Annotated in this window: 26 protein-coding genes; 10 read left to right on the top strand and 16 right to left on the bottom strand. The window is 70.1% G+C overall.

Annotated elements, in window-relative coordinates:
- Positions 1–40 precede the first annotated feature (40 nt).
- Positions 41–889, top strand: coding sequence for a serine hydrolase domain-containing protein (locus tag ABXS86_RS09680; RefSeq protein ID WP_353664293.1), 849 nt, complete (start codon positions 41–43; stop codon positions 887–889).
- 113 nt (positions 890–1,002) lie between these two features.
- Complete coding sequence (locus ABXS86_RS09685; RefSeq protein WP_409988217.1) at positions 1,003–3,096, top strand: APC family permease; 2,094 nt, start codon at positions 1,003–1,005, stop codon at positions 3,094–3,096.
- Positions 3,097–3,318: 222 nt separating this feature from the next.
- Here ABXS86_RS09685 and ABXS86_RS09690 read toward each other — a convergent pair whose 3' ends face one another.
- From ABXS86_RS09690 to arfB, 5 genes are all read right to left on the bottom strand, one after another.
- A complete protein-coding gene (locus ABXS86_RS09690; RefSeq protein WP_353664295.1) occupies positions 3,319–4,080 on the bottom strand; it encodes an ABC transporter permease in 762 nt (253 codons plus the stop codon).
- Entirely contained in the window at positions 4,077–4,865 is a 789-nt protein-coding gene (locus ABXS86_RS09695) for an ABC transporter ATP-binding protein (RefSeq protein ID WP_353664296.1), read from the bottom strand. Before ABXS86_RS09695 ends, ABXS86_RS09690 begins: the two co-directional genes overlap by 4 nt.
- 90 nt (positions 4,866–4,955) lie before the next feature.
- Positions 4,956–5,315, bottom strand: coding sequence for a DUF1048 domain-containing protein (locus ABXS86_RS09700; RefSeq protein ID WP_353664297.1), 360 nt, complete (start codon positions 5,313–5,315; stop codon positions 4,956–4,958).
- A 1-nt stretch (position 5,316) separates the two neighbouring features.
- A complete protein-coding gene (locus tag ABXS86_RS09705; RefSeq protein ID WP_308196430.1) occupies positions 5,317–5,646 on the bottom strand; it encodes a PadR family transcriptional regulator in 330 nt (109 codons plus the stop codon).
- Positions 5,647–5,819: 173 nt separating this feature from the next.
- Entirely contained in the window at positions 5,820–6,257 is a 438-nt protein-coding gene (gene arfB / locus ABXS86_RS09710; protein WP_353664298.1) for an alternative ribosome rescue aminoacyl-tRNA hydrolase ArfB, read from the bottom strand.
- Between the two features lie 319 nt (positions 6,258–6,576).
- Here arfB and ABXS86_RS09715 point away from each other — a divergent pair, with 319 nt between their 5' ends.
- The 7 genes from ABXS86_RS09715 (at position 6,577) to ABXS86_RS09745 (ending at position 14,820) form a co-directional block, all read left to right on the top strand.
- Positions 6,577–6,717, top strand: coding sequence for a hypothetical protein (locus ABXS86_RS09715; protein ID WP_353664299.1), 141 nt, complete (start codon positions 6,577–6,579; stop codon positions 6,715–6,717).
- The gene (gene kdpF / locus ABXS86_RS09720) at positions 6,714–6,803 is read left to right on the top strand and encodes a K(+)-transporting ATPase subunit F (protein ID WP_074696280.1); all 90 of its coding nucleotides are present in this window, start codon (positions 6,714–6,716) and stop codon (positions 6,801–6,803) included. Before ABXS86_RS09715 ends, kdpF begins: the two co-directional genes overlap by 4 nt.
- A gap of 29 nt (positions 6,804–6,832) precedes the next feature.
- Positions 6,833–8,506 (top strand): potassium-transporting ATPase subunit KdpA, encoded by a 1,674-nt coding sequence (gene kdpA, locus ABXS86_RS09725; protein ID WP_353666242.1) that lies wholly within the window; start codon positions 6,833–6,835, stop codon positions 8,504–8,506.
- Positions 8,506–10,668, top strand: coding sequence for a potassium-transporting ATPase subunit KdpB (gene kdpB, locus ABXS86_RS09730; protein WP_353664300.1), 2,163 nt, complete (start codon positions 8,506–8,508; stop codon positions 10,666–10,668). The genes kdpA and kdpB overlap by 1 nt, the downstream gene beginning before the upstream one ends.
- An 11-nt stretch (positions 10,669–10,679) precedes the next feature.
- A complete protein-coding gene (gene kdpC, locus ABXS86_RS09735; protein WP_154096941.1) occupies positions 10,680–11,270 on the top strand; it encodes a K(+)-transporting ATPase subunit C in 591 nt (196 codons plus the stop codon).
- 359 nt (positions 11,271–11,629) lie between these two features.
- Positions 11,630–14,152, top strand: a complete 2,523-nt coding sequence (locus tag ABXS86_RS09740) for an ATP-binding protein (RefSeq protein WP_353664301.1) — start codon at positions 11,630–11,632, stop codon at positions 14,150–14,152.
- Entirely contained in the window at positions 14,149–14,820 is a 672-nt protein-coding gene (locus ABXS86_RS09745) for a response regulator (protein ID WP_251505457.1), read from the top strand. The genes ABXS86_RS09740 and ABXS86_RS09745 overlap by 4 nt, the downstream gene beginning before the upstream one ends.
- Before the next feature lie 7 nt (positions 14,821–14,827).
- On the opposite strand, the gene ABXS86_RS09750 is transcribed toward ABXS86_RS09745, so the two are convergent.
- Both ABXS86_RS09750 and ABXS86_RS09755 read right to left on the bottom strand, forming a co-directional pair.
- On the bottom strand, positions 14,828–15,019 hold the full coding sequence (locus tag ABXS86_RS09750) for a hypothetical protein (protein WP_353664302.1): 192 nt from the start codon (positions 15,017–15,019) through the stop codon (positions 14,828–14,830).
- A gap of 60 nt (positions 15,020–15,079) precedes the next feature.
- Positions 15,080–15,982, bottom strand: a complete 903-nt coding sequence (locus ABXS86_RS09755; protein WP_353664303.1) for an arginase family protein — start codon at positions 15,980–15,982, stop codon at positions 15,080–15,082.
- Between the two features lie 130 nt (positions 15,983–16,112).
- Between ABXS86_RS09755 and ABXS86_RS09760 the strand changes: the two genes are divergently transcribed.
- On the top strand, positions 16,113–16,610 hold the full coding sequence (locus ABXS86_RS09760) for a hypothetical protein (protein WP_353664304.1): 498 nt from the start codon (positions 16,113–16,115) through the stop codon (positions 16,608–16,610).
- On the opposite strand, the gene ABXS86_RS09765 is transcribed toward ABXS86_RS09760, so the two are convergent.
- From ABXS86_RS09765 to ABXS86_RS09805, 9 genes are all read right to left on the bottom strand, one after another.
- Positions 16,579–17,286, bottom strand: a complete 708-nt coding sequence (locus tag ABXS86_RS09765; protein WP_353664305.1) for a hypothetical protein — start codon at positions 17,284–17,286, stop codon at positions 16,579–16,581. The genes ABXS86_RS09760 and ABXS86_RS09765 overlap by 32 nt on opposite strands.
- A gap of 253 nt (positions 17,287–17,539) precedes the next feature.
- Positions 17,540–18,016, bottom strand: a complete 477-nt coding sequence (locus ABXS86_RS09770; protein ID WP_353664306.1) for a hypothetical protein — start codon at positions 18,014–18,016, stop codon at positions 17,540–17,542.
- Positions 18,017–18,152: 136 nt separating this feature from the next.
- Positions 18,153–18,458: a winged helix-turn-helix domain-containing protein gene (locus ABXS86_RS09775; protein WP_353666243.1), complete on the bottom strand. Its 306-nt coding sequence runs from the start codon at positions 18,456–18,458 to the stop codon at positions 18,153–18,155.
- 2 nt (positions 18,459–18,460) lie between these two features.
- Positions 18,461–18,892 (bottom strand): chemotaxis protein CheY, encoded by a 432-nt coding sequence (locus tag ABXS86_RS09780; protein ID WP_353664307.1) that lies wholly within the window; start codon positions 18,890–18,892, stop codon positions 18,461–18,463.
- 73 nt (positions 18,893–18,965) lie between these two features.
- Positions 18,966–19,805, bottom strand: coding sequence for an ABC transporter ATP-binding protein (locus ABXS86_RS09785; protein WP_353664308.1), 840 nt, complete (start codon positions 19,803–19,805; stop codon positions 18,966–18,968).
- Positions 19,798–20,622, bottom strand: coding sequence for an ABC transporter ATP-binding protein (locus ABXS86_RS09790; RefSeq protein WP_353664309.1), 825 nt, complete (start codon positions 20,620–20,622; stop codon positions 19,798–19,800). The genes ABXS86_RS09785 and ABXS86_RS09790 overlap by 8 nt, the downstream gene beginning before the upstream one ends.
- Entirely contained in the window at positions 20,619–21,527 is a 909-nt protein-coding gene (locus ABXS86_RS09795; protein WP_353664310.1) for an ABC transporter permease, read from the bottom strand. Before ABXS86_RS09795 ends, ABXS86_RS09790 begins: the two co-directional genes overlap by 4 nt.
- Positions 21,524–22,585, bottom strand: a complete 1,062-nt coding sequence (locus ABXS86_RS09800; protein WP_307207757.1) for an ABC transporter permease — start codon at positions 22,583–22,585, stop codon at positions 21,524–21,526. Before ABXS86_RS09800 ends, ABXS86_RS09795 begins: the two co-directional genes overlap by 4 nt.
- Positions 22,586–22,596: 11 nt before the next feature.
- Positions 22,597–24,183, bottom strand: a complete 1,587-nt coding sequence (locus ABXS86_RS09805) for an ABC transporter substrate-binding protein (protein WP_353664311.1) — start codon at positions 24,181–24,183, stop codon at positions 22,597–22,599.
- Positions 24,184–24,312 lie beyond the last annotated feature (129 nt).

Below are 24,312 nucleotides of genomic sequence, written 5' to 3' on the forward strand. Positions count from 1 at the left end.
CGAGCCTATGCGCGATCGATGCGCGCTCTAGCCTAGTTGCATGACCCGTGCCGACGCCCTCCGTGACGAGATCACGGCCCGGATCGACGAGACCGGCTTCGGCGCCCACGGCCTGCACGTGCGCGCCGGCGACGACGAGGCCACGCATCGCTGGACGCCCGACGTGCGCGAAGAGATCCACTCCGTCGCCAAGGCCGTCGCGGTGCTGGCCGTGGGCCTCGCCGCCGACGAAGGACTCGTGGATCTCGACGAGCCCGTCGCCCGCCTCGTTCCGGCGGTCTCGGACGTGACGCTGAGGCAGCTGCTCACGATGTCGAGCGGCGTCGACTTCGCGTACTCCGAGACGATGATGACCGACTGGCCCGACCTCGCCGCCGAATTCCTGTCGCGCCCGTCGCGCGGCCGGGTGTTCCAGTACTCCAATGCGAGCACCTACACCGCGATGCACGTGCTCTCACAGCGCACCGGCGACGTCGAGGAGTTCCTCCGTCCGCGCCTGTTCGTCCCCCTCGGGCTCGACGACCTCTCTTGGCGCCGCTGCCCGAACGGGCGGGTGCTCGGCGGCGAGGGGCTCGCGCTGCGGACGGAGGAGATGGCGCGTCTTGGTCTGCTCATCCGTGATCGAGGCGTCTGGAACGGTCGCCCCCTCGTCTCTCCCGAGACGGTGGATGCCATGCACTCGGGCTGGATCGAGACCGGCAGCACCGGCGACGGGTATCGCCGCTACGCCCTGGGCGGGTGGGACGGGCCGGGCGACGCGTGGCGCCTGCACGGGGCCTACGGCCAGCTCATCGTCTTCACCGGCGATGCCGTCGTCACGATCTCCGCCGACGATCACGGGGGCGCCGACGCCGTGGCCGCATTCAGCGCGCGGATCACCGTCGGATGAAGACATTTCCGGATGCCGGGAATACGGCATCCGGTGCATTCGTTGATCACGTTCCAGCGACCAGAGGCTGAACGACCTGCGCGTCAGATTGCGCAACGCCCTCAGTGCGCGTAGTGTCGCGCGCCGTGACTGACGAAAGTCTCGTTGACGGCGAAGAGACGCCGATCGCGAAACGCATCCTGATCGGCGAGCCCCTCACCTCCGAGAAACTCGACGAGCAGCTCCTCCCGAAGAAGATGGCATTGCCCATCTTCGCCTCCGACGCGCTGTCCTCCGTGGCCTACGCCCCGCAGGAACTTCTGATGATCCTGCTCATCGGTGGAACGGCCCTCCTGACCCTCAGCCCCTGGGTCGCGGTGGCGGTCGTGACGCTGCTGGTCGTGGTGGTGCTCAGCTACCGGCAGCTGATCAAGGCCTACCCCTCGGGTGGTGGCGACTACGAGGTCGCCAGCAAGAACCTCGGCGAGGTGCCGGGTGTCGTGGTGGCCGCGGCCCTGTTGGTCGACTACGTGCTCACGGTCGCCGTGTCGGTGGCATCCGGAGTCGACAACATCATTTCGGCATTGCCCGAATTGAATCCCTTCCGCGTCGAGATCGCCGTCGGGTTCGTCATTCTCATCGTCGTCGTGAACCTCCGCGGAGTGCGCGAGGCCTCGGGCGTCTTCGCGATCCCGACCTACCTCTTCATCGGCTCGGTCGGCGTCATGATCGTCGTCGGGCTCGGGCGCACGCTCCTGGGCAACGCCCCCGTGGCCGAGAGCGCCCAGTATGCCGTGCAGGCCGAATCGCTCACGCAAGCCGCGCTGATCCTGCTCGTGCTGCGCGCGTTCTCGAGCGGATGCTCCGCCCTGACCGGTGTCGAAGCCGTGTCGAACGGCGTGCCCGCCTTCCGCATGCCGAAGATCCGCAACGCCCAGACCACGCTGACGATGATGGGCGGCATCGCCATCATCCTGTTCGCCGGCCTCACGGCGCTCGCGCTCATCTCCGGCGTTCACTACGCCGAGAACCCCTGCAACCTGATCGGATTCGACTGCGCGAACAACCCGCAGCCGAGCCTCATGGCCCAGGTCGCCGCGGCGACCTTCGGCACGGGCAGCATCCCGTTCTTCATCATCCAGGCCGCCACCGCGTGCGTGCTGCTGCTCGCGGCCAACACCGCGTTCAACGGCTTCCCGCTGCTGGGCGCCGTGCTCGCCCGCGACGGCTACGCGCCCAAGGCGCTGAACACCCGCGGCGACCGCCTCGTGTACTCGAACGGCATGATCATCCTCGGCATCGTCGCCATCGGCGTGCTGATCGTCTACCAAGCCAACCTCACGACGCTGATCCAGCTGTACATCATCGGTGTGTTCGTGTCGTTCTCGCTGGGTCAGATCGGCATGGTCCGGCACTGGCGCCGCGCGCTGCGGGGGCTGAACGACCTGCCGCCCGAAGCCGCGAAGCAGCAGTCCGCCGCGATCGAACGCCGCTCGGCCATCTCGGGCCTGTGGATCAACTCCGTGGGTGCGGCGATGACGGTGCTCGTGCTCGTCATCGTGACCATCACCAAGTTCACCCACGGCGCGTGGCTGGTGTTCATCGCGATCCCGATCCTCGCCGTGCTCATGATCGGCGTGAACCGCTACTACCGCGACGTCGAACACGAGATCCGCATGGACGAGACCGTGCACTTCGGCTCGTCGGGTGATGTCGCCATCGTGCTGGTGAACCGTCTGCAGAAGCCGGTCATGAAGGCGATCGACTACGCCCTGGCCGCGAACCACCAGAAGACCCTCGCGGTGCACGTCGCCATCACCGAGGAGGACTCGGCACGGCTGCAGAAGGAATGGGCCGAGCACGACATCCCGATCCCGCTCGTCATCATCGACTCGCCGTACCGCACCTACACCTCACCGGTGTCGGCCTTCATCAAGAAGTACCGCGCGAACAACGGCTCGGCCGTCGTGACCGTCTACCTGCCGCAGTTCATCGTGGGCCACTGGTGGGAGTCGATCCTGCACAACCGCCGCTCGCGCCGCCTCGCGCACCAGCTCATGCTCGTGCACGGCGTCTCGATCACCCTCGTGCCGTGGCTGCTCGACTCGTCCGAGGTCATCTACGGCCGCCGCTCCCGGCCCCTGCCGGGCCAGCAGCGCGGCGGGCAGCCCGTCGCCGAGGTGCCGGTCCACAAGTCGAAGAAGGCGCCGCAGCCGCCGGCATCCTGAGCCCGTTCCGAACGCGCTCGCCTCTGCGGCGGGGGCGTTCGGCGTTTCGCGGCGCCGGCTCCGCGGCATCCGGGGTCCGACGACGCCGCGACGGCGCTCAGCTCGCTCGACTGTCCAGAACACCCGGACGATCTCGAGGAACGTCCGGGTGTTCTGGACACTCAACGGCCGGCGGTGGGGGGCTTCGGCAGAACGGGCCGCGCGCCCCGGCGCCGACCCGCGTCAGCGGACCGACCGGCGGAACAGCGTCACCGCGATCGTCGCGGCCACGACGAGGATCGCGAGGCACCACGCCAACGCGATCCAGATCTGCCCGCCGACGGGCTGCTGTTCGAGCAGGGCGCGGATCGTATCGACGATCGAGGTGACCGGCTGGTTCTCGGCGAACCAGCGCACGGGTCCGGGCATGGTGGCGGTCGGCACGAACGCGGAGCTCACGAACGGCAGGAAGATCAGCGGGTAGCTGAAGGCACTCGCGCCGTCGATCGTCTTCGCCGCGAGCCCCGCGATGACCGCGATCCAGGTGAGGGCGAGCGTGAAGAGCATCAGGATGCCGGCGACCCCGAGCCACGCCACGACCGAGGCACCCGAGCGGAACCCGAGCAGCAGCGCGACCCCGACGACGAGGGCGAGCGAGACCGCGTTGGCGACGAGAGAGGTGAGCACGTGGCCCCACAGCACACTCGTGGCGGCGATCGGCATCGAACGGAACCGGTCGACGATGCCGCCCTTCATGTCGAGGAACAGCCGGTACGCCGTGTAGGCGATTCCGGATGCCACGGTGACCAGCAGAATGCCGGGCAGCAGGTAGTCGACGTACGCCGTGCCGCCGGTGTCGATCGCGCCGCCGAACACGAAGACGAACAGCAGCATCATCGCGATCGGCATGATCGCCGTGGTCACGATGGTGTCGGGGCTGCGCAGGATATGCCGCAGCGACCGCCCGGTGAGCACGGCGGTGTCGGTGAGGGCGTGCGTGGTCATGATGCCTCCGCTTCGGTGGCGCCGGTCGCCCCGACGATGGCGAGGAAGATCTGCTCGAGGCTCGGCTGCTTCTCCACGTACTCGCGGGTCGCCGGGGGGAACAGCGCGCGCAGCTCGGCGAGGGTGCCCTCGGCGATGATGCGGCCCTCGTGCAGGATCGCGATGCGCTCGGCGAGGTGCTCGGCCTCTTCGAGGTATTGCGTGGTCAGCAGCACGGTCGTTCCCGCCGCGGCGAGCCCGCGCACGGCGTCCCACACCTCGAGGCGCGCCTGCGGGTCGAGGCCGGTGGTCGGTTCGTCGAGGAAGACGACCGAGGGGTCGCCGACGAGACTCATCGCGATGTCGAGGCGGCGCCGCATGCCGCCCGAGTACGTGGATGCCGCGCGGCCCGCGGCATCCGTCAGCGACAACCGCGCGAGCAGGTCGTCGGCCACGCGGTGCGGGTCGGCGACGTGACGCAGGCGGGCGATGAGCACGAGGTTCTCGCGCCCGGTGAGCACCTCGTCGACGGCCGCGAACTGCCCCGTCAGGCTGATGGCGGCGCGCACCCGCGCCCCCTCGGTCGCGACGTCGAGGCCGTCGACCTGGGCCGTGCCGCCGTCGGCGGTGAGGAGGGTCGAGAGGATGCGGACGGCGGTGGTCTTGCCGGCGCCGTTGGAGCCGAGCAGGGCGACGATCGAGCCGCGGGCGACGTCGAGATCGACGCCGGTCAGCACGTGCACGTCGCCGTAGGACTTCACGAGGCCCCGCACGCGGATGGCGGGGGCCGTGTCGATGACAGGCATGGGTGTTCCTTCCGTTTCGTCCGGTCGGAGGGCGCACGAGGCCATCGCCTCCGGCCGACCGGGTGCCGGAGGACGTGCGGACGGAGCGGCTCAGCCCTGCTGGCGGGCCGCCTCGTCGATGGCGCGCGCGAGGCGCGTGCGTTCGCGGCCGATCCAGCTGCCGTCGCCGTAGTTCGCCATGAACTCCTCGGCGAAGACGACGGGGTCAGCGCCCACGAGATCGCGCACGGGCGTCTGGGCAGCGGCTGCCTGCTCGAGCAGGTCGGCGAGGTCGCTCACCATGCGGATGAGGCCGTCGGTGTTCTCGGTGGGGCCGAGGTTGAGCAGGTACCGCTCGAGGGCCGCGGCCGTCTGCCGATACGGCTCGGGCAGGGCGTGCACGCGCTGGCGGTATTCGCGCCACTGCTTCTTGGCGCTCAGGTCGCCGATGATCTTCTCGTACCAGGCCATGTCACTTCCCCTTCTCGCGGAGCGCTTCGAGCCGGTCGGCGAGCGTGCTCCAGGTCGTCCAGAATTCGGCGAGCTGCGCCCGCCCGTCGTCGTTGAGCGTGAAGACCTTGCGCGGCGGCCCCTTCTCGGATGCAACCTTCTCGACGTCGACCAGACCGCGCTGCTCGATGCGCACGAGGATCGCGTAGATCGTGCCCTCGGCGAGGTCGGCGAACCCGCGTTCGCGCAGGTCGGCCGTGATCTCGTACCCGTAGGCGGGTCGCCCCGCCAGCACGGCGAGCACCACGCCCTCGAGCACGCCCTTGAGCATCTCGCTGTCTTGCTTGGCCACTCGCTACTCCTTCTCGCTGACTACCGGTAAAAAGTATCACTGAGTACCGGTACTCCACAAGACCGAGTACTGCCCGGCCACGTCGAACCCGCTGAGTGTCCACGACACCCGGACGAATGCCGCATGGCGTCCGGGTGTCGTGGACACTCGACGGGGAAGACAGGCCCCACGACTCAGTCGGTCGGACGCTGGCGCATCTTCTTCACGTCGGTGCGGCGCTGCTTGGCCTGCAGCCGGCGTTCCTTCGACCCGCGCGTCGGCTTCGTCGCGCGGCGCGGAGGGGCGGGCGGGCGCACGGCCTCGCCGACGAGGGCCGCGAGCCGGGCCCGCGCGGCGTCGCGATTAAGCAACTGCGCGCGGTGCTCCGAGGCCGCGATCGTCAGCACCCCATCGATGAGTCGATCACTGAGCCGCTCGAGCACGCGCTCGCGCTGCGCGCGGGACAGAACGGCGGATGCCGCGGCATCCCACATCAACTCCACCCGGGAGTCGGCCGTGTTCACGCCCTGACCGCCCGGGCCCGACGAGCGCGAGAACCGCCACGACAGCTCCGCCGCCGGGATCACGAGCGCCGCGCTCACGCGCACGTCGGATCCGTCTGAGGAGAGCATGCCTCCATCATGCGCGGTCGGCGCCTCTGGCGGCCCCGCGCGGTGTCGAGACTGCATCCGGCTGACAAACCGGCGTCAGCCTGCAACGGAGATGTCAGCGAGATGCAGTTTCGCGAACGCAGAACCCGCGCGCCGCAACAGGTCCCGGCACGGCGGGCTCTCAGCCTTCCCGTAAGCACCCCGTATGTGTCCGTCAGCGACCCGTAGGGAAAGCGTTAGGAGCCCCGGATGCCGGCTCCCGGCGGAGTTGTATCGACAGACGTGCCGCCCCGCGGTGCCCGCGGCTCGCCCGCGGTACAGACCCGAATCTGGAGTCGTCGTGCTCGATGTCGTCTTCCTCGCCGTGACCGTCGCGCTTTTCGCGCTGGTCGCGCTCGTCGCCAAGGGGGTCGAGAAGCTGGGCCCCGAGGCCCGCCCCTCGTCCGCCCGCACCTCTGGTCGAGGCGGTGACCGCTCGTGATCTTCTTCTCGATCCTGGCCGCCGTGCTCGCTGTCGCCGCCGTCGTGTACCTCGTGGTCGCGCTCGTCCGACCGGAGAAGTTCTGACGATGGACGCTTCTCCCGACACCGCAGGGATGATCTGGTCGATCGTCCTGACCAGCCTCACCCTCATCGTCGCCCTCGGCCTGGCGTACCGCCCCGTCGGCGACTACATCGCCCGCATCTACACCGGCGAGCGCGATCTCGCCGTCGAGCGCGGCACCTATCGTCTGATCGGCGTCGACCCCCGCAGCGCTCAGACCTGGCAGGCGTACCTGCGCTCGGTGCTGCTGTTCTCGTTCGTCAGCGTCGTGTTCGTCTACGCGATCATGCGCCTGCAGGCGGTGCTCCCGCTCTCGCTCGGGTTCGACGCCCCCGGCGAGGCGCTGTCGTTCAACACGGCAGTGTCGTTCGTGACGAACACCAACTGGCAGTCGTACTCGGGTGAGGCCACGCTCGGCTACACCGTGCAGTTCGCCGCCCTCACGGTGCAGAACTTCGTGTCGGCCGCCGTCGGCATCGCCGTCGCCGTCGCCCTCGTGCGCGGTTTCGCGTACCGCCGCAGCGGCGTGATCGGCAACTTCTGGGTCGACCTCGTGCGCGGCACCTACCGTCTGCTGCTGCCCTTCGCGATCATCGCAGCGATCGTGCTGCTCGCCGGTGGCGTCATCCAGAACCTCTCGGGATTCACGGATGCCACCACGGTGGCGGGCGCCGCCCAGTCGATCCCCGGCGGACCGGTCGCCTCGCAGGAGGCCATCAAGCTGCTCGGCACCAACGGTGGCGGCATCTTCAACACGAACTCCGCCCACCCGTTCGAGAACCCCACGCCGTGGACGAACCTCTTCCAGATCTTCCTCATGCTGGTGATCCCGTTCTCGCTCCCCCGCGCCTTCGGCCGGATCGTGAACGACGACCGTCAGGGCTACACGATCCTCGGCGTGATGGGTGCGATCTTCGTGGCATCCGCCGCCCTTCTCACCTGGGCCGAGATGGCCGGCAACGGCACAGCCCCGATGCTCGCGGGCGGTGCGATGGAGGGCAAAGAGGTGCGCTTCGGCATCTTCGGCTCGACGCTCTTCGGCACCACCAGCACGCTGACCTCGACCGGTGCCGTCAACTCGATGCACGACAGCTACACGGCCCTCGGCGGCATGATGCCGATGATCAACATGATGCTCGGCGAGATCGCCCCCGGCGGTGTCGGATCGGGCCTCTACGGCATGCTGATCCTCGCCGTGATCGCGGTGTTCGTCGGCGGCCTGCTGATCGGTCGCACCCCCGAGTACCTGGGCAAGAAGATCGGCCCCAAGGAGATCAAGCTCGCGAGCCTGTACATCCTCGTCACCCCGACCCTCGTGCTCGCCGGGACGGCGTTGAGCTTCGGCATTCCCGCGATCCGCTCCGACGTCGAGACCACCTCGATTTGGAACCCGGGCATCCACGGACTGAGCGAGGTGCTCTACGCCTTCACCTCGGCCGCCAACAACAACGGGTCGGCCTTCGCGGGCCTCACCGCCAACACCCCGTGGTTCAACACCGCGCTCGGTGTGGCGATGCTGCTCGGCCGGTTCCTGCCGATCGTGTTCGTGCTGGCCCTCGCCGGTTCGCTCGCGGCTCAGGATGCCGTGCCCTCGACCGCCGGCACCCTGCCGACGCACCGCCCGCAGTTCGCCGGCCTTCTGGGCGGCGTGGCCGTGATCGTGACGGCTCTCACCTATTTCCCGGTCCTCACCCTCGGACCCCTCGCTGAAGGACTTACCCGCTGATGTCCGTTTCCACTCACATGGCCCCTGAGCCTGTCGAAGGGTCCCCGGCCCCTGAAGCCGAACAGGCGTCGACCGCCCCGCGCCGCGCGTTCAGCGCCGCGCAGGTCGTGGCCGCCCTCCCGGGCGCGGCCAAGAAGCTCAACCCCGCCTCGCAGTGGCGCAACCCCGTGATGTTCCTCGTCTGGGTGGGCGCTGCCCTGACGACGCTCATCGCGATCGCCGAGCCGTTCGTCGGCGGGAGCGACGACAGCCTCCCCTTCGGCTTCACCTGGGGCATCGCCGTCTGGCTGTGGCTCACGGTGTTCTTCGCGAACATCGCCGAGTCGGTCGCCGAGGGCCGCGGTAAGGCGCAGGCGGCGACCCTGCGCAAGACGCGCACGACGACCTCGGCCCGCCGGGTTGTCTCGTACGACGCGAAGGCCGACCCCTCGGCATCCGGTGCCGCCACCGAAGACGTCCCCTCGGGCGACCTCGGGCTCGGCGACATCGTGCTGGTCGAGACCGGAGAGCTCATCCCCGGTGACGGCGACATCGTGTCGGGCATCGCGACGGTCGACGAGTCGGCCATCACGGGCGAGTCCGCCCCGGTCGTGCGCGAATCGGGTGGAGACCGCAGCGCCGTCACCGGCGGCACGCGCGTGCTCAGCGACCGCATCGTGGTGAAGATCACCTCGAAGCCGGGCGAGACCTTCGTCGATCGCATGATCGCCCTGGTCGAGGGTGCGTCGCGTCAGCGCACGCCCAACGAGATCGCGCTGAACATCCTGCTCGCGAGCCTGTCGATCGTCTTCGTCGTCGTGGTGCTCGTGCTCAACCCGATCGCCTCGTACGCGGCGTCCCCCGTCTCGATCCCCGTGCTCGTGGCGCTGCTCGTGTGCCTCATCCCCACGACCATCGGGGCGCTGCTCAGCGCGATCGGCATCGCCGGCATGGACCGCCTTGTGCAGCGCAACGTGCTCGCCATGTCGGGCCGTGCGGTCGAGGCCGCGGGCGACGTCACCACCCTGCTGCTCGACAAGACCGGCACCATCACCTACGGCAACCGTCGCGCGTCGGCCTTCGTGCCGATGAAGGGCATCGGCAGCCCCGAGCTCGCCGAGTACGCCTCGCTGTCGTCGCAGGCCGACCCCACGCCCGAGGGCGTCTCGGTGGTCGAGCTGGCCGCGGCCCAGGGCATCGTCGCCGACATGCCCCGCGGTGCGGAACCCGTTCCTTTCACCGCCCAGACCCGCATGAGCGGCCTCGACCTCGTCGACGGCACGCAGGTGCGCAAGGGGGCGAGCTCGGCCGTGCTCGCGTGGCTCGAGGCCTCGGGCAGCCCGGTCGCCCCGGCGCTGCGCGCGCAGCTGATGAGCGAGACGGATGCCATCGCCCAGTCCGGCGGCACGCCCCTGGTGGTCGCGACCCTGTCGAAGGGTGCGGGCCAGGTGCTCGGCGTCATCCACCTCAAGGACGTCGTCAAGGACGGCCTGCGCGAACGCTTCGGCGAGCTGCGCGCGATGGGGATCCGCACCGTGATGATCACGGGAGACAACCCCCTCACCGCCAAGGCGATCGCCGCAGAGGCGGGCGTCGACGACTTCCTCGCCGAGGCCACGCCCGAAGACAAGCTCGCCCTCATCCAGCGCGAGCAGGAGGGCGGCAACCTCGTCGCGATGACCGGTGACGGCACGAACGACGCCCCCGCCCTGGCGCAGGCCGACGTGGGTGTCGCGATGAACACGGGCACCTCGGCCGCGAAGGAGGCCGGCAACATGGTCGACCTCGATTCCGACCCGACCAAGCTCATCGACATCGTGCGCATCGGAAAGCAGCTGCTCATCACGCGCGGCGCGCTGACCACGTTCTCGCTCGCCAACGACATCGCGAAGTACTTCGCGATCATCCCGGCGATGTTCATGGGCGTGTTCCCGGGCCTCGCGGCGCTGAACATCATGGGCCTGCACTCGCCGGCATCCGCCGTCACGAGCGCGATCATCTTCAACGCGATCGTGATCATCGTGCTCATCCCCCTCGCCCTGCGCGGTGTGAAGTACCGCGCCGCGAGCGCGTCGAGCATCCTCAGCCGCAACCTGCTCGTCTACGGGCTCGGCGGCGTCATCGTCCCCTTCATCGGCATCAAGCTCATCGACCTCGTCGTGAGCCTGCTCCCCGGCTTCTGAAAGGCCCCGTCATGCGCACCACCCTGCGTACCACCGGCGTCGCCGTCCGCGCGATGGCCGTCTTCACCCTGCTCCTCGGCGTGGCCTACATGCTGCTGATCACCGCCGTCGGCCAGGTCGCCCTGCCCTTCCAGGCGAACGGTTCGCTCATCACGGCCGCCGACGGACAGGTCTCGGGCTCGCAGCTGATCGGGCAGTCCTTCACGGATGCCGACGGCAACGCCCTCCCGCAGTACTTCCAGTCCCGTCCCTCGGCCGCGGGCGACGGCTACGACTCGACGGTCTCGAGCGGATCGAACTGGGGGCCCGAGAACGAGGACCTCATCGCCGCGATCGAGGAGCGCAAGGCCGCCTCGGTCGAGCTCGACGGGTCGGGTCAGATCCCCGCCGACGCCCTCACCGCCTCGGCATCCGGACTCGACCCCGACATCTCGGTGGCCAACGCCGAGCGCCAGGTCGCGCGCGTCGCGGAGGCCCGCGGCGTCTCGGCATCCGAGGTCGAATCCCTCGTCAGCGAGCACACGATCTCGCGCGACCTGGGCTACCTCGGCGACCCACGCGTGAACGTGGTCGAACTCAATCGCGCGCTCGACGCCCTCTGAGAGACGAGAATCAGGGACATGCATCTGTCACCCGCCGCCGTCGCGCTCCCTGCGCGGCGGCGGCGCTGTGCGTCCGAGCGGCGAGCGGTCGCTGAGCGGCGAGCGGTCGCTGGGACGCGAGCGGTCGCTGGGACGCGAGCGGTCGCTGAGCCTGTCGAAGCGTCCGCGGGGGTCGCGGACCGGCGAGCGGTCGCTGAGCCTGTCGAAGCGTCCGCGGGGGTCGCGGTCCCTTCGACAAGCTCAGGGACCTGGGGCAGCTCAGGGACCTGGGGCAGCTCAGGGACCTGGGGCAGCTCAGGGACCTGGGTCAGCTCAAGGACCTCGGCGAGCGCAGGGATCTGGGTCCCGAGGAGCGCCTCGTGAAGCGCGGACGCCTGCGCGTACTGCTGGGCATGGCGCCCGGCGTCGGCAAGACGTACGAGATGCTCGAAGAGGGCCGGCGTTTGCGCGACGAGGGCCACGACGTCGTCATCGCGATCGTCGAGACCCATGGTCGCGTCGCCACCGCAGCGCAGGCCGAGGGCCTCGAGGTCATCCCCCGCCGGGCCGTCGCCCACCGCGGGGTCGCGCTCGACGAGATGGATCTGGATGCCGTCCTGGAGCGGCATCCGCGGATCGCCCTCGTCGACGAACTCGCTCACACCAACGTCCCCGGCTCGCGCAACGACAAGCGCTGGATCGACGTCGAAGAGCTCCTCGACGCCGGCATCGACGTCATCACGACGGTCAACGTGCAGCACATCGAATCCCTCAACGACGTGGTCGAGAAGATCACGGGGGTCGTGCAGCGGGAGACGGTTCCGGATGCCGTGGTCCGCTCCGCCGATCAGATCGAGGTCGTCGACCTGGCGCCGCAGTCTCTCCGCGATCGCCTCGCCGCGGGCTCGGTGTATCCCGCCGAGCGCATCGACGCCGCCCTGTCGAACTACTTCCGCCTCGGCAACCTCACGGCGCTGCGCGAGCTCGCCCTGCTGTGGCTCGCCGACGAGGTCGACTCGGCTCTGCAGCGCTATCGCACCGAGCACGGCATCGAGGGCTCGTGGCAGGCGCGGGAGCGCGTGGTCGTGGCGCTCACCGGCGGCCCCGAGGGCGAGACGCTCATCCGCCGCGGAGCCCGGATCGCGGCCCGCTCGGCCGGCGGCGAGCTGCTCGCCGTGCACGTGTCGAGTCAGGACGGACTGCGCACCAGCGCTCCGGCCACGCTCGCCGAGCAGCGCGCCCTCGTCGAATCGCTCGGCGGCTCGTACCACCAGGTGGTCGGCGATGACCCGGCGACCGCTCTCGTCGACTTCGCCCGCTCGGTCAACGCCTCGCAGCTCGTCATCGGCGTGAGCCGCCGCGGCCGACTCGCCGCCGCCCTCACCGGTCCCGGCATCGGTGCCACCGTCATCCGCCTCTCGGGCGACATCGACGTGCACATCGTCAGCCACGCGCGCGCGGGCGGCCGGTTCGCCCTCCCCCGCCTCGCCGGGCCGGCGCTGAGCGTCAAACGTCGCATCCTCGGCTTCGTCGCGGCCCTCGTGGGCGGACCCGTGGTCTCGCTCCTGCTGCTGTCCACCGGCTCGGACGACTCCATCACCACCGACGTGCTGGCCTACCAGTTGCTCGTCGTGATCGTCGCCCTCATCGGCGGCATCTGGCCCGCGGTGTTCGCCGCCGTGCTGTCGGGGGTGACGCTCGACTTCCTCTTCATCCAACCGCTTTACACGGTCACGATCAGCAACCCCGTCCACGCGATCGCGCTCGTGCTCTACGTCGTCATCGCGATGCTCGTCAGCATCGTCGTCGACCAGGCGGCCCGCCGCGACCGCACCGCACGCCGCGCGGGCGCCGAGGCCGAGATGATCGCCACGGTGGCCGGCAGCGTGCTGCGCGGCGAGAGCGCCGTGCCCGCCTTGGTGAGCCGTGCCCGCGAGGCGTTCGGCCTGGCCGGGGTGCGGCTGATCGCGGCCGACGGATCGGTGCTCGCCACCGACGGCGAGCCCGTGCGCGACGATCGCCGCGTCTCCCTCCCCGTCGGCGACGGTCGCGCGACGCTCGAGCTGCACGGCGGCGACCTCGACGCCTCGGAGCGCCGCCTGCTCGACGTCGTCGTCGCGCAGCTCGCGGCCGCACTCGAGCGCACCGACCTGGCCGAGACCGCGGCCGAAGTCGGTGCCCTCGCCGAGACCGATCAGGTGCGCAGCGCTCTGCTGTCGGCTGTCAGCCACGACCTGCGCCGTCCCCTCGCCGCGGCCGTCGCCTCGCTCGGCGGCCTGCGCGCCGCCGGCGATCACCTCTCCGAGGACGACCGCCGCGAACTGCTCGAGACCGCCGACGAGAGTCTCGCGACTCTCTCGGTGCTCGTGACCGACCTGCTCGACGTGAGCCGGGTGCAGGCGGGGGTGCTCGCGGTCTCGCTCACGCAAACGGATGCCGCGGGCGTCGTGCTCATGGCCCTCGACGAACTCGACCTGGGCCCCGACGACGTCGAGCTCGCCCTCGACCCCGACCTGCCCTCGCTCAGCGCCGACCCGGTGCTGCTGCAGCGGGTCCTCGTGAACGTCCTGACCAACGCCCAGCGCTACACGCCCGAGGGCGAGCGCGTGCGCATCGCCACGAGCCGGCTCGGTGGCACGGCCGAGATCCGCGTGATCGACCACGGGCCGGGCATCGCCGCCGAGCGCCGCGAAGACATGTTCTCGCCGTTCCAGCGCCTCGGCGACACCGACAACACCGCCGGCCTCGGCCTCGGCCTCGCGCTCTCGCGCGGCTTCGCCGAGGGCATGGGCGGCACTCTCACCCCCGAAGACACCCCCGGCGGCGGGCTCACCATGGTCGTGGCGCTCCCCGTCGCGGGCGCGGAGGCCCTGGCATCCGGAACCTCCAGGAGGACGCCGTGAAGGTACTCATCGCCGACGACGACCCGCAGCTCGTCCGCGCTCTGCGCATCACGCTCGCCGCGCACGGCTACGACGTGGTGGCCGCGGCCGACGGAGCCGCAGCCATCACCCTCGCCGCTCAAGCGCATCCCGACATCGTGCTGCTCGATCTCGGCATGCCGCACCTCGACGGCGTGCAGGTGATCGAGGCCCTGCGCGGGTGGACGACCGCGCCGATCATCGTCGTCTCGGGCCGCACGGGCTCGGCCGACAAGGTCGAGGCGCTCGATGCCGGTGCCGACGACTTCGTGACGAAGCCGTTCCAGATCGACGAGCTGCTCGCGCGCCTGCGCGTGCACGCGCGGCGGTCGGTGCCCTCGGCCGGAGACGCCGTCGTGCGCTTCGGCGACGTCGAGGTCGACCTGGCCGCCAAGGCCGTGCTGCGCGCGGGCACGCGCGTGCACCTCACTCCCACGGAGTGGCGGATGCTGGAGTTCCTCGCCCGCAACCCCGGCTCGCTCGTCACGCGCCAGACGCTGCTGAAGGAGATCTGGGCCAGCGAGCAGGTCGCCGACTCCGGCTACCTGCGGCTGTACATGTCGCAGCTGCGCAAGAAGCTCGAGGCCGACCCCTCGAACCCCGTACACCTGCTCACCGAGCAGGGGATGGGCTACCGGCTGGTCGTGTGACCGGCGCTCAATCCGGCTTGCGACGGGTGCGGGCGATCCAGATCGCCTGCCCGATCGCCATCGTCGTTCCGGTGACCATCAAGACGACACCTGTCGTCGCATGCCCGGCACCGACCGCCATGCCCACGCCGATCATGACGAAGAACACTCCCAGCGCGAGTCCGCCCCACTGCTTCGCTGTGCGGTCCGCGTCGGTCATGATCCCATCATGTCGGCCCGCGATCCTCTGGGGCATGAGTTGACCTGAACGGCTCCGGCGTCAGAGCTCCAGAGCCGTTCCGAGCGTCGATAGTCCCTCGCCGATCACCTCGCCCAGCAGCCGCGCGCAAGAGCCGTCGGGGTCGAGATCCGGGTCGAACACGGTCACCGACGCGCCCGCGGCGAACGGCGCGAGGGTGGCCAGCAGTTGCGTGAGCTGAGTGGCGTCGATCCCACCCGGGTCGGGGCTGTCGACGGCGGGCATGACGGCGGGGTCGAGCACGTCGACGTCGACCTGCAGCCAGTACCCCGTCCCGACCGTGCGGCGGATCTCGGCCGCGACGCTCTCGACCCCGCGAGAGAGCAGGTCGGCGGCCGACAGCACGCAGCCCAAGACGCCGCGGACCTCGTCGGCGTGCTCGTCGTCTGCGCGATGCCCGAGGTGGGCGACGGCGGATGCCGCGAAGTACGGCGACAGCCCGTCGACGTCGGCGATCGCCGGCCCGTGCAGACCGACCGCGGCGGCGAGGTCCTCGCCCGCGACACTGGCGCAGTCGTCGCTGTTGCCGGGATGCCGGAAGTCGGCGTGACCGTCGATGTGGACGAGGCCGCTGCGCCCCCGTCGAGCGCTCGCGATGCCGGCGCCGACCAGGATGCTGCAGTCTCCCCCGATCACCAGGGGCGCGCGACCCGATCGCCAGACGCGCTCGATGCGGTCCGCCAGTCGCCTCGCGTGGTCGACGAGCTGCGCTTCGTTGCGGACGTGCCCTCGGGCGCGCGTGCTGTCGTCGTCGACGTATCGGCCCGGCACGACGACGCCGCCGTCGCGCGCTCCCGCAGCGGTCAGACGGTCGAACAACCCGGCCTCGCGGAGCGCTTCGGGAGCCTTGGACGTTCCCGGCACGCTCCCCCGCTCGGGCGGGCGGAGTCCGAGGTTGGTCGGGGCGGAGACGACGGTGATCACCCTTCGATCCTCGTCGGTCTTGCGGGCGTGAATGCAAGCCCTCTCCCACAGTTTGCCGACGAGGGACCTGGGCTGCGAGGGTGCACCCATGCCCCAAGGCCGAACTCCGTTGCGCGACCAACGCTTTCGATTGATCTCTCTGGCTGCCGGCCCGATCGTCGGGCTCATCATCGTCACGGTGATGTTCGCCTCCGGGGTGTTCCCTCCGATCCCGGTGGGGTGGTTCGTGGCGATCATCGCGGTCGTGCTGCTGCTCGCCATCGGGGGAATCAGCGCGGGGCTGCTGCTGGGCAAGAAACTCGTCGGCGACCGCATCGAACTGGCCTACCGAGCTCCCGGCGAGAAATGGCGCCACGGACGTGCCGACCTGTCACCCGGGGTGATGAGACTGCAGAAGTACTGGTGGCAGCTCCGTATCCCGACGGGAGACCCGCTGACGCTCGAGGTCGAGAGCGTCGCACGGGAAGAGCGCAAGCCGAGCCCCCGGCAGTGGTGGACGATGAACCCGCAACTGCGCATCACCGATATGCACACCGACCGAGGCACCTACGAGATCGGCGCGCTTCCCAGCCACCTCGCCGAGGTGCGCGACCGACTCACGAGATCGTCAGCGTCGCCGTCGCGGTGAGGTTCTGATCGCTGTCGCGATACGCCGCTGTGATGGTCGATGATCCGGATGCCGCGGGCGCGGTGATCTGCGTCGTCCACACGCCGTAGTAGCTCGTGGTTCCCGAGCTCGCCGCCAACGTCGCCCCGCCCGACGCCGAGGCCGAGACCGACTGGCCCGCCCAGTTCTTCCCGGCGTTGTCGGTGACCTTGACCGTCACCGTGGCCTTGCCGCCCGGGGCGACGCTGGTCGGCGAGACCGACACCGACAGCACCCGGCGGGCGAAGGTCACCGTCTGCGACGCCGAGGCCGTTCCGCCGCTTCCCGTCGCCGTCGCGGTCGCCGTGGCCGTGGCGTCGGCGCGACCGGTCGCGATGGCCTGCGTGCGGAACGTGCCGGTCGCATCGGTCGTGCCGCTGCGAGCAGCGAACTGCCATGCCCCGCTCGTGCCGCTCAGCGTCACCGATTGACCCGCCAGCGGCTGACCGGACGCGTCCTTGCGCACGATGGTGACGTTCACCGCTTCGCCGGAGCGCACGAGGGTCGAGCTGAACGTCAGCGTGACCGACCCCGGGTCCGACCCCGCGTGCGCGGGTGAGGTCACGGCCAGGACCACCGCGGGAACGGTGAGGGCGGCTGCGCCGACGACTGCGCGGCGCGAGGGGATGCGGTGCTCGGGGGTGGGATTCTCGGACATATCGGCGCAGCCTTTCGCTCGGTGAGCGGCGATGTGGAGCGCCGCACGCTCGGCACGGTCCCCGCCATCGTCACCCCTGCCACGCGTGGCGATCCGACGGACCTCGTCCGATTAGGCCGACGACGACGAGTTCTTCACCCTCAGCGCCTGTCGACGAACGCGTCGTCACCCGTCTCGTCGTCGACCTCCGTCGCCAGGAACTCCGCCTGCACCCGGGCGCAGCGCGACGCGAACACGATCGAGTGCAGCAGCATCAGCGCAGTTCTCCGACCGTGTGGCATCCGGGACACGGGAAGGCGATGCGGTCGCCCACGCGCACGTCGCCGGGCAGGACGACGGTTCCGCACGACTCCTCCCCGTGGGCGTCGACGACGGCGAAGGGTTCGTCGTAGGCGTGCGAGACGCGTCCGATGAGCCGCGCCTCGCGCCAGACGGCCTCGAGTCCCGCGACGCAGGCGTCGAGGCGCAGGCTGTCGGGCGTGGCATCCGTCACCGTCGCCACCACGACGGTCGTCGACAGGACCACGGATACCACCCCGCCCGAGGCCGGGATCACCGCGGGCCCCGTGCAGACGCAGGGCGTGCCGCAGATGTCGGCGTACCGACCGACCGACATCGCGCGCACCGTGACGTCGTCGAGGGTGGGCGCGGAGCCGGCGGGCCACGCCGCCGCGTCGAAGGGCGCCGGGATGCTGGCGCGAAGGGTGGGGAGCAGGGCCGTGAGGGTCATGGCATCCGGTCTACGCCGCGTCGGGCGGCGGATCCGCGGCCCTCACGATTCGCGAACGGCCGCGGACGCTTTCCTCACTCTTCGCTCGCGGGGAGGATGCGCCGGGGGTGGCCGCACGCCGGGCCCGGCGCCGCGCTCACGACGCGTCGCCCGCGATCTCGCGCAAGGTCGCGAGGTGGCTCCGCCAGGCGGCGCGACCCTGGCTGGTGAGGGTGAGCGAGGTGCGCGGCATCTTGCCCGCGAACGACTTGCCGACCGACAGGTATCCGGCCGCCTCGAGGCTCGACACCTGCTTGCTGAGGGCGGAGTCGGTCACCTCGATCGCGTCGCGCACCTCTTTGAAGCTCAGCGTGCCCGCGCGGTCGAGGGCCGCGACGATCGAGAAGCGCACGGGGTTCTGCAGCAGCTCGTCGAGACGGTGCCGCGGGTGCGAGGCGGCCATGGTCACGACCGGGCCTCGCGGGCCGCGCACACGAACGACACGACGAGCACGAGGCCCGACGCCAGGCTCGCGAGCAGCACGTTGCCGTGGGCCCAGATCACGACCGAGAGCGCGATCGCGTACGAGACGAACCAGCTGGCGATGTAGGTGGTCCAGCGGCGACCGCGGGCGAAGGCGGAACGCCCCTGGATGCTGATGACGAAGAAGATGATGAGCGCGAACATCACCACGAGCAGGCTGACGTAGGCGAGACCGAAGGCGTCGCCGGTGGTGAGGGCCATGGCGAAGGTGCCCATCGAGGTCGCCACGCCCAACGCGACGATGAAGGTGATGTACGGCCACCGCGTGGCGTTGTGCGCCGAGTGGCTCAGGCGGTCGGCGTGGTCGAGCAGTGCTCGCGCCTCGGTCGGAGTGACGGTGGGCGTGTGGTCCATGGCGGATCCTTTCGACCCTTCCACCATGACATGTACTTTCCGTATTGGCAAGTACTTCCCCCGCGCCGGATTCCTATCGCAGGACCGCGGGCACCTCGGCCCACACCGCCCGATCTGCGACCGACGGCGCCACCGGAATCCGGCCTTCGCCGTCGGGCTCGGGGATCGCGGCGAGAAGAGCTCGGGTGTACGGATGCCGCGGAGCCGCCCATACCTCCGCGGTCGGCCCCGACTCCAGCACTCGGCCGCCGAACATCACGTGGGTCCGGTCGGCGATGCGCCGCACCACGGCGAGGTCGTGCGAGATGAACAGCATGCCCGCCCCGGCCTCGGCGACCAGATCGCGCATGAGCGCGGCCACGCTCGTCTGCGTCGAGGCGTCGAGGGCCGAGATCGGCTCATCGGCGACGAGCAGCGAGGGACGCGCGGCGAGTGCGCGCGCGATCGCGAGGCGCTGCTTCTGCCCGCCCGAGAACTGGTGCGGAAACCGCGTGGCGACGGCGGGCGGCAGGCCCACTCGTTCGAGCCACTCGCCCACCGTCGACCCGGCGGCCCCGCGGGCGCGGGCCGTCGCGATGCCGTCGGCGATCTGGTCGCCCACGCGCCGGCGCGGGTTGAGCGAGGTCGAGGGGTCCTGGAAGACCATCTGAATGCTCGTCAGCGCCTTCGAGCGCCGACGCAGACCCAGCGGTGCCACCGGCGAGCCTTGGAAGAGAACGGTTCCGCCGGCGGTCTTCTCGATCCCCACGACAGCGCGGGCGAAGCTTGACTTGCCGCTGCCCGACTCCCCCACCAGCGCGACGGTCTCGCCGGGCGCGACGCGCAACGACACCTCGTCGACGGCGACCACCGGCGGCGTGCCGGGGTAGCGCACGGTGACTCCCTGCGCGTCGAGGACGGCGGCCTCACTCATCGATCTCGCCCTTCGTCACGGCATCCGCCCACTCGGCGTCGGGAGCCTCGATCTTCGACCCCGGCAGAGCTGCCAGCAGAGCACGCGTGTACTCGTGCTGCGGGTCGCGGAAGAGGGTCTCGCGATCGGCGCGCTCGACGATCAGACCGTCCTTCATCACGGCCACCTCGTCGGCGATCGCACTCATCACACCCAGGTCGTGGGTCACCAGCAGCACCGCGAGGCGTCGCTCGGTCGCGAGGTCGCGCAGCAGCTGCAGGATGCCGGCCTGCACCGTCACGTCGAGGGCGGTGGTCGGCTCATCGGCCAGCAGCACCTCGGGGTCGCAGGCGAGGGCGCAGGCGATGGCGATGCGCTGACGCTGGCCGCCCGAGAACTGGTGGGGGTAGCGGCTCAGCGCCTCGGCCGCACGGGGCACCTGCACGATCTCGAGCAGTTCCTGGGCCCGCGCGCGCGCAGCTCTGCCCTTCAGGCCCAGGTGCACCCGCAGGTGGTCGGTGAGCTGACGGCCCACCGGCAGCTGCGGATGCAGCGACGCCGAGGGGTCTTGGAAGATCATCGCGATGCGCTTGCCCCGGATGCGGTTGAGCGCGCGACGACCGAGCCCGAAGATCTCCTCGCCGGCGAGCAGGATCGAACCGCCCGTCCGCGCCTGGCGGGGAAGAAGTCCCAGCACGGCGAGCGAGGTCAGGGTCTTGCCCGAACCCGACTCTCCGGCGAGGCCGTGGATGCGGCCCGGCTCGAGTTCGAGAGAGACGCCGCGAACGAGCGGGCGACCGATGTCGATCGTCAGATCGCGGATCGAGAGGGAGCTCATGCGGGCACCCCCGCCGAGGCCTGGTGATCGGCCTGCCGCTCATGCGTGATCTCGGCCGTGGGGTCGAGCACGTCGCGCATCGCATCGCCGAGGAAGTTGAACGCGAGCACCACCGTGAGGATCGCCAGCCCGGGGAACACCCCGAGCCACCATGCGTCGAAGTTCTGCATCGCACCCGAGATCATCGAGCCCCACTCCGCGGTCGGCGGCTGTGCACCCAGGCCCAGGAACGACAGGCCCGAGAGCAGCAGGATCGCCGCGCCGATGTCGAGGGTCGCGAGCACGAGCACGGGGCCGGCGATGTTGGGGAGGATGTCGACGGCCAGCGCGCGCAGCGGCGAGTGCCCGAGCAGTCGACCGGCGATGACGTAGTTCTGTCCGCGCAGACCCAGCACGATGCTGCGGGTGACGCGGGAGTACTGCGGCCACGACACCACGATCGCGGCGATCACGGCGTTGAACAGCGACGGTCCGAGCGAGGCGGCGACCACCATCGCCAGGATCACGGTCGGGAAGGCCATGAACAGATCGGTGATGCGCATGAGCGTCTCATCGATCCACCCGCCGAAGTATCCGGCGACGGCGCCGATCACGGTTCCGATGATCAGGGCGGCGAGCACCAGCATGAGCGCGAGCGGGAGGCTGACGGTGGCGCCCGTCATCAGGCGCGAGAAGATGTCGCGCCCGTTGCCGTCGGTGCCGAGCAGCGTGTCGACGCCCGGCTCCTGCAGGCGCGGGAGCACCTGGTCGTTGGGGCCGAAGGGCACCCACCATTGCGCGGTGAAGGCGACGATCACCCAGGCGCCGGCGATGACGGTGCCGATGATGCCGAGGGGCGTGCGCCAGGCGCGGGGCCAGCGGAAGCGGAAGCGCCCGCGCTTCGACGCGGCGGCGAGGTGGCTCATGCGATCCTCACTCGGGGGTCGAGCACGCCGTACAGCAGGTCGACGATGAAGTTGATGAGCAGGTAGATGACTCCGACGACGAGACCCACGCCCATGATTCCGGGCAGGTCGAGGTTCGCGGCCGAGTTGTAGGCGTAGGTGCCGAGCCCCGGCCACGCGAACACCGACTCGACGAGCACGGTCCCCGACAGCAGCGCCCCGAACGCGACACCCACGACGGTGAGGATGGGAAGCGACGCACCGCGGAGCACGTAGTCGACGATGATGCGCATCGCCGGCAGACCCTTGGCGCGGGCGGCGCGGACGTAGTCGCTCCCGAGCACCTCGAGCACCGAGGTGCGGATGAAGCGGGTGAGCAGCCCGATCGTGACCAGCGAGAGCACCATCACCGGCAAGGCGAGGTGAGCGAGGGCATCGATGAACCCCACACCATCGCCGTTGAGCAGGTAGTCGACCGTGTAGAGGCCGGTCACCCGCGGAGGCGGAGTGATGGCGGGCGAGATGCGGCCCGACCCCGGCGCGATGCGCAGCTCGAGGAAGAAGACGTAGAAGCTCACCAGAGCCAGCCAGAACGTCGGCACGCTCAGCCCGACCAGGGTGACCACGCGGATCACCTGGTCGGAGACGAGCCCGCGGCGGTAGGCGGCGAGGGTTCCCAGCACGATGCTCACCACCATGCTGAGGATGATCGCCCCGATAGCGATCTCGATCGTCGCCGGGACCGCCGTGGCGAGGTCGCTGGTGACCGGGCGACCGGTCACCAGCGAGGTGCCGAGGTCTCCGCGCAGGAGATTGCCCATGTAGATGAAGTACTGGACGAACAGCGGCTGGTCGAGTCCCTGGGCCTTGATGAACGCCTCGCGGGTCGCGGGGTTCTGCGAGGCTCCCTCACCCAGCGCCGCCGACACGGGATCGCCCGGCACCAGGTTGGTGAGCGCGAACGTGACGACGGTCACGCCCACCAACAGGAGGAGGGAGGTTCCCGCGCGACGCAGGAGGTAGCCGACCAGGGGCGATCGGCGTCTCCGCGTCCCGCTGCGCACGGGCACTGTCGTCATGAGGGGACCGCTCAGCCGGCCGGCGCGATCTCGGCGATGTCCATCTCCCAGACCGAGTTGTACACGGCACCCGTGACGGCGTTCGCCGAGGCGATGTTGCGGCCTGGGATGATCAGCGGCACGAACGGCCCCTCGGTCTGCATGGCTTCGGCGAAGTCGCTGAAGGCGGCCGTGCGAGCGGTCGGGTCGGTGGCCGATGCGGCATCCGCGGCGATCTTCGCGATCGTCGGGTTGGCCTCGGCGGTCCAGCCGGAGCGCAGGCCCACCTTCAGGCCGGGGCCGAAGGGAAGGAAGTTGGCGGAGTCGGCGTAGTCGGGACCCCAGAACCACAGGCCGAAGCCCTCGGTGCCGCCCACGTAGGCGTCGAGTTCGGTGGCGAAGGGCGCGGGCGCGAGCTCGACCGTGATGCCGGCGTCCTTGAGCTGCGACTGCACGCGCTCGGCGAGAGGGGTGAACTCCACGCCGCCGACGGGGTAGTCGTTCGGGAACTGCAGACGCAGGGTCTGGCCGGTGTAGCCGGCCTCGGCGAGCGCCGCCTTGCTCTTGGCGAGGTCCTGGCTGACGCCCGACTCGAGCGCTCCCTCGAATCCGAGCGGGATGACGCCCGTGGCCTGCTTGGCGCCGGCACCGGCGAGCTCGAGCAGCTTGTCGTAGTCGAGGGCGTAGCGGATCGCCTCGGCGAGCTTGACGTTCGCCAGGTCGCCGGCCACGGCGGGCGACTGGTTGAGCAGCAGGAAGATCGTCTGGCCCGAGGGGACCGAGTCGACCGTCAGACCGTCGCCGAGGCCCGAGACCTGGTCGCCGTTGAGGTCCATCGCGACCATCGAGTCGCCGCCCTTGAGGTTGGCCAGCTGCGTGGCGCTCTCGGTGACGTTGCGCACCACGACCCGCGAGAAGTCCGACTTCTCGTCGCCGTTGTAGGCGTCGTTGCGGGTGAGCACGACCTGCGACGACAGGTCGAGGGTGTCGAGCACGAACGGGCCGGAGCCGGCGGACGCGCCGTCGAGGTACTTCTGCGCCGAGTCGGAGCCGTCGGTGTTGCCGCCGTTCTCCTTCACCACGTCGGAGTTGACGATGCCGAGCGCCGGGTTCGCGAGGATCGCGGGCAGCTGCAGCAGCGGGGTCGCGGACGTGAACGAGATCGTCTTGTCGTCGACCTCGGCGATGGTGATGCCACCGAGCAGGAAGTTCGGCTTCGCCTCGGCCATGCCCTGGATGCGCTGGAGGCTGAACACGACGTCCTTCGCCTCGATGGGCGAGCCGTCGGAGAAGACGCGGTCGCCCTCGAGCGTGAAGGTGAACTCCGTCGCCGCGTCGTTCTGCGTCCAGGACGCGAGGCCGGGCTGGGGGGTCGACACATCGGAGCCGTCGAAATCGACGAGGGTCTCGTACATCGCCTTGGCGATCATGTTGCCGGTGGGGTCGTAGGTGTGGCCCGGGTCGGTCGTCTCGATGGAGAAAGCGGTGTCGATGACGAGCGACTGAGCGCTGTCTGACGAGTTGCCGTTGTTCGCCGAGTTGCCTCCGGTGCAGCCGGCGAGCGCGAGGAGCGCCACCGCTCCGATCGCGAGAACCGACGTGGTGCGACGTGACGACATAGAGGCCTCCGGAGCCGAGGAGTACATTCGGGAACGGCCGCCACCTCAGTGGACGGCCGGGTTTAGATTCGCACCTTATGCGACGATGTGTCCAGCGATGTTACCTGGCAGCGTCGGTCCGTCCAGCCA

Source organism: Microbacterium sp. che218, from assembly GCF_040436305.1.
GTDB classification, from domain to species: Bacteria; Actinomycetota; Actinomycetes; order Actinomycetales; family Microbacteriaceae; genus Microbacterium; species Microbacterium algihabitans.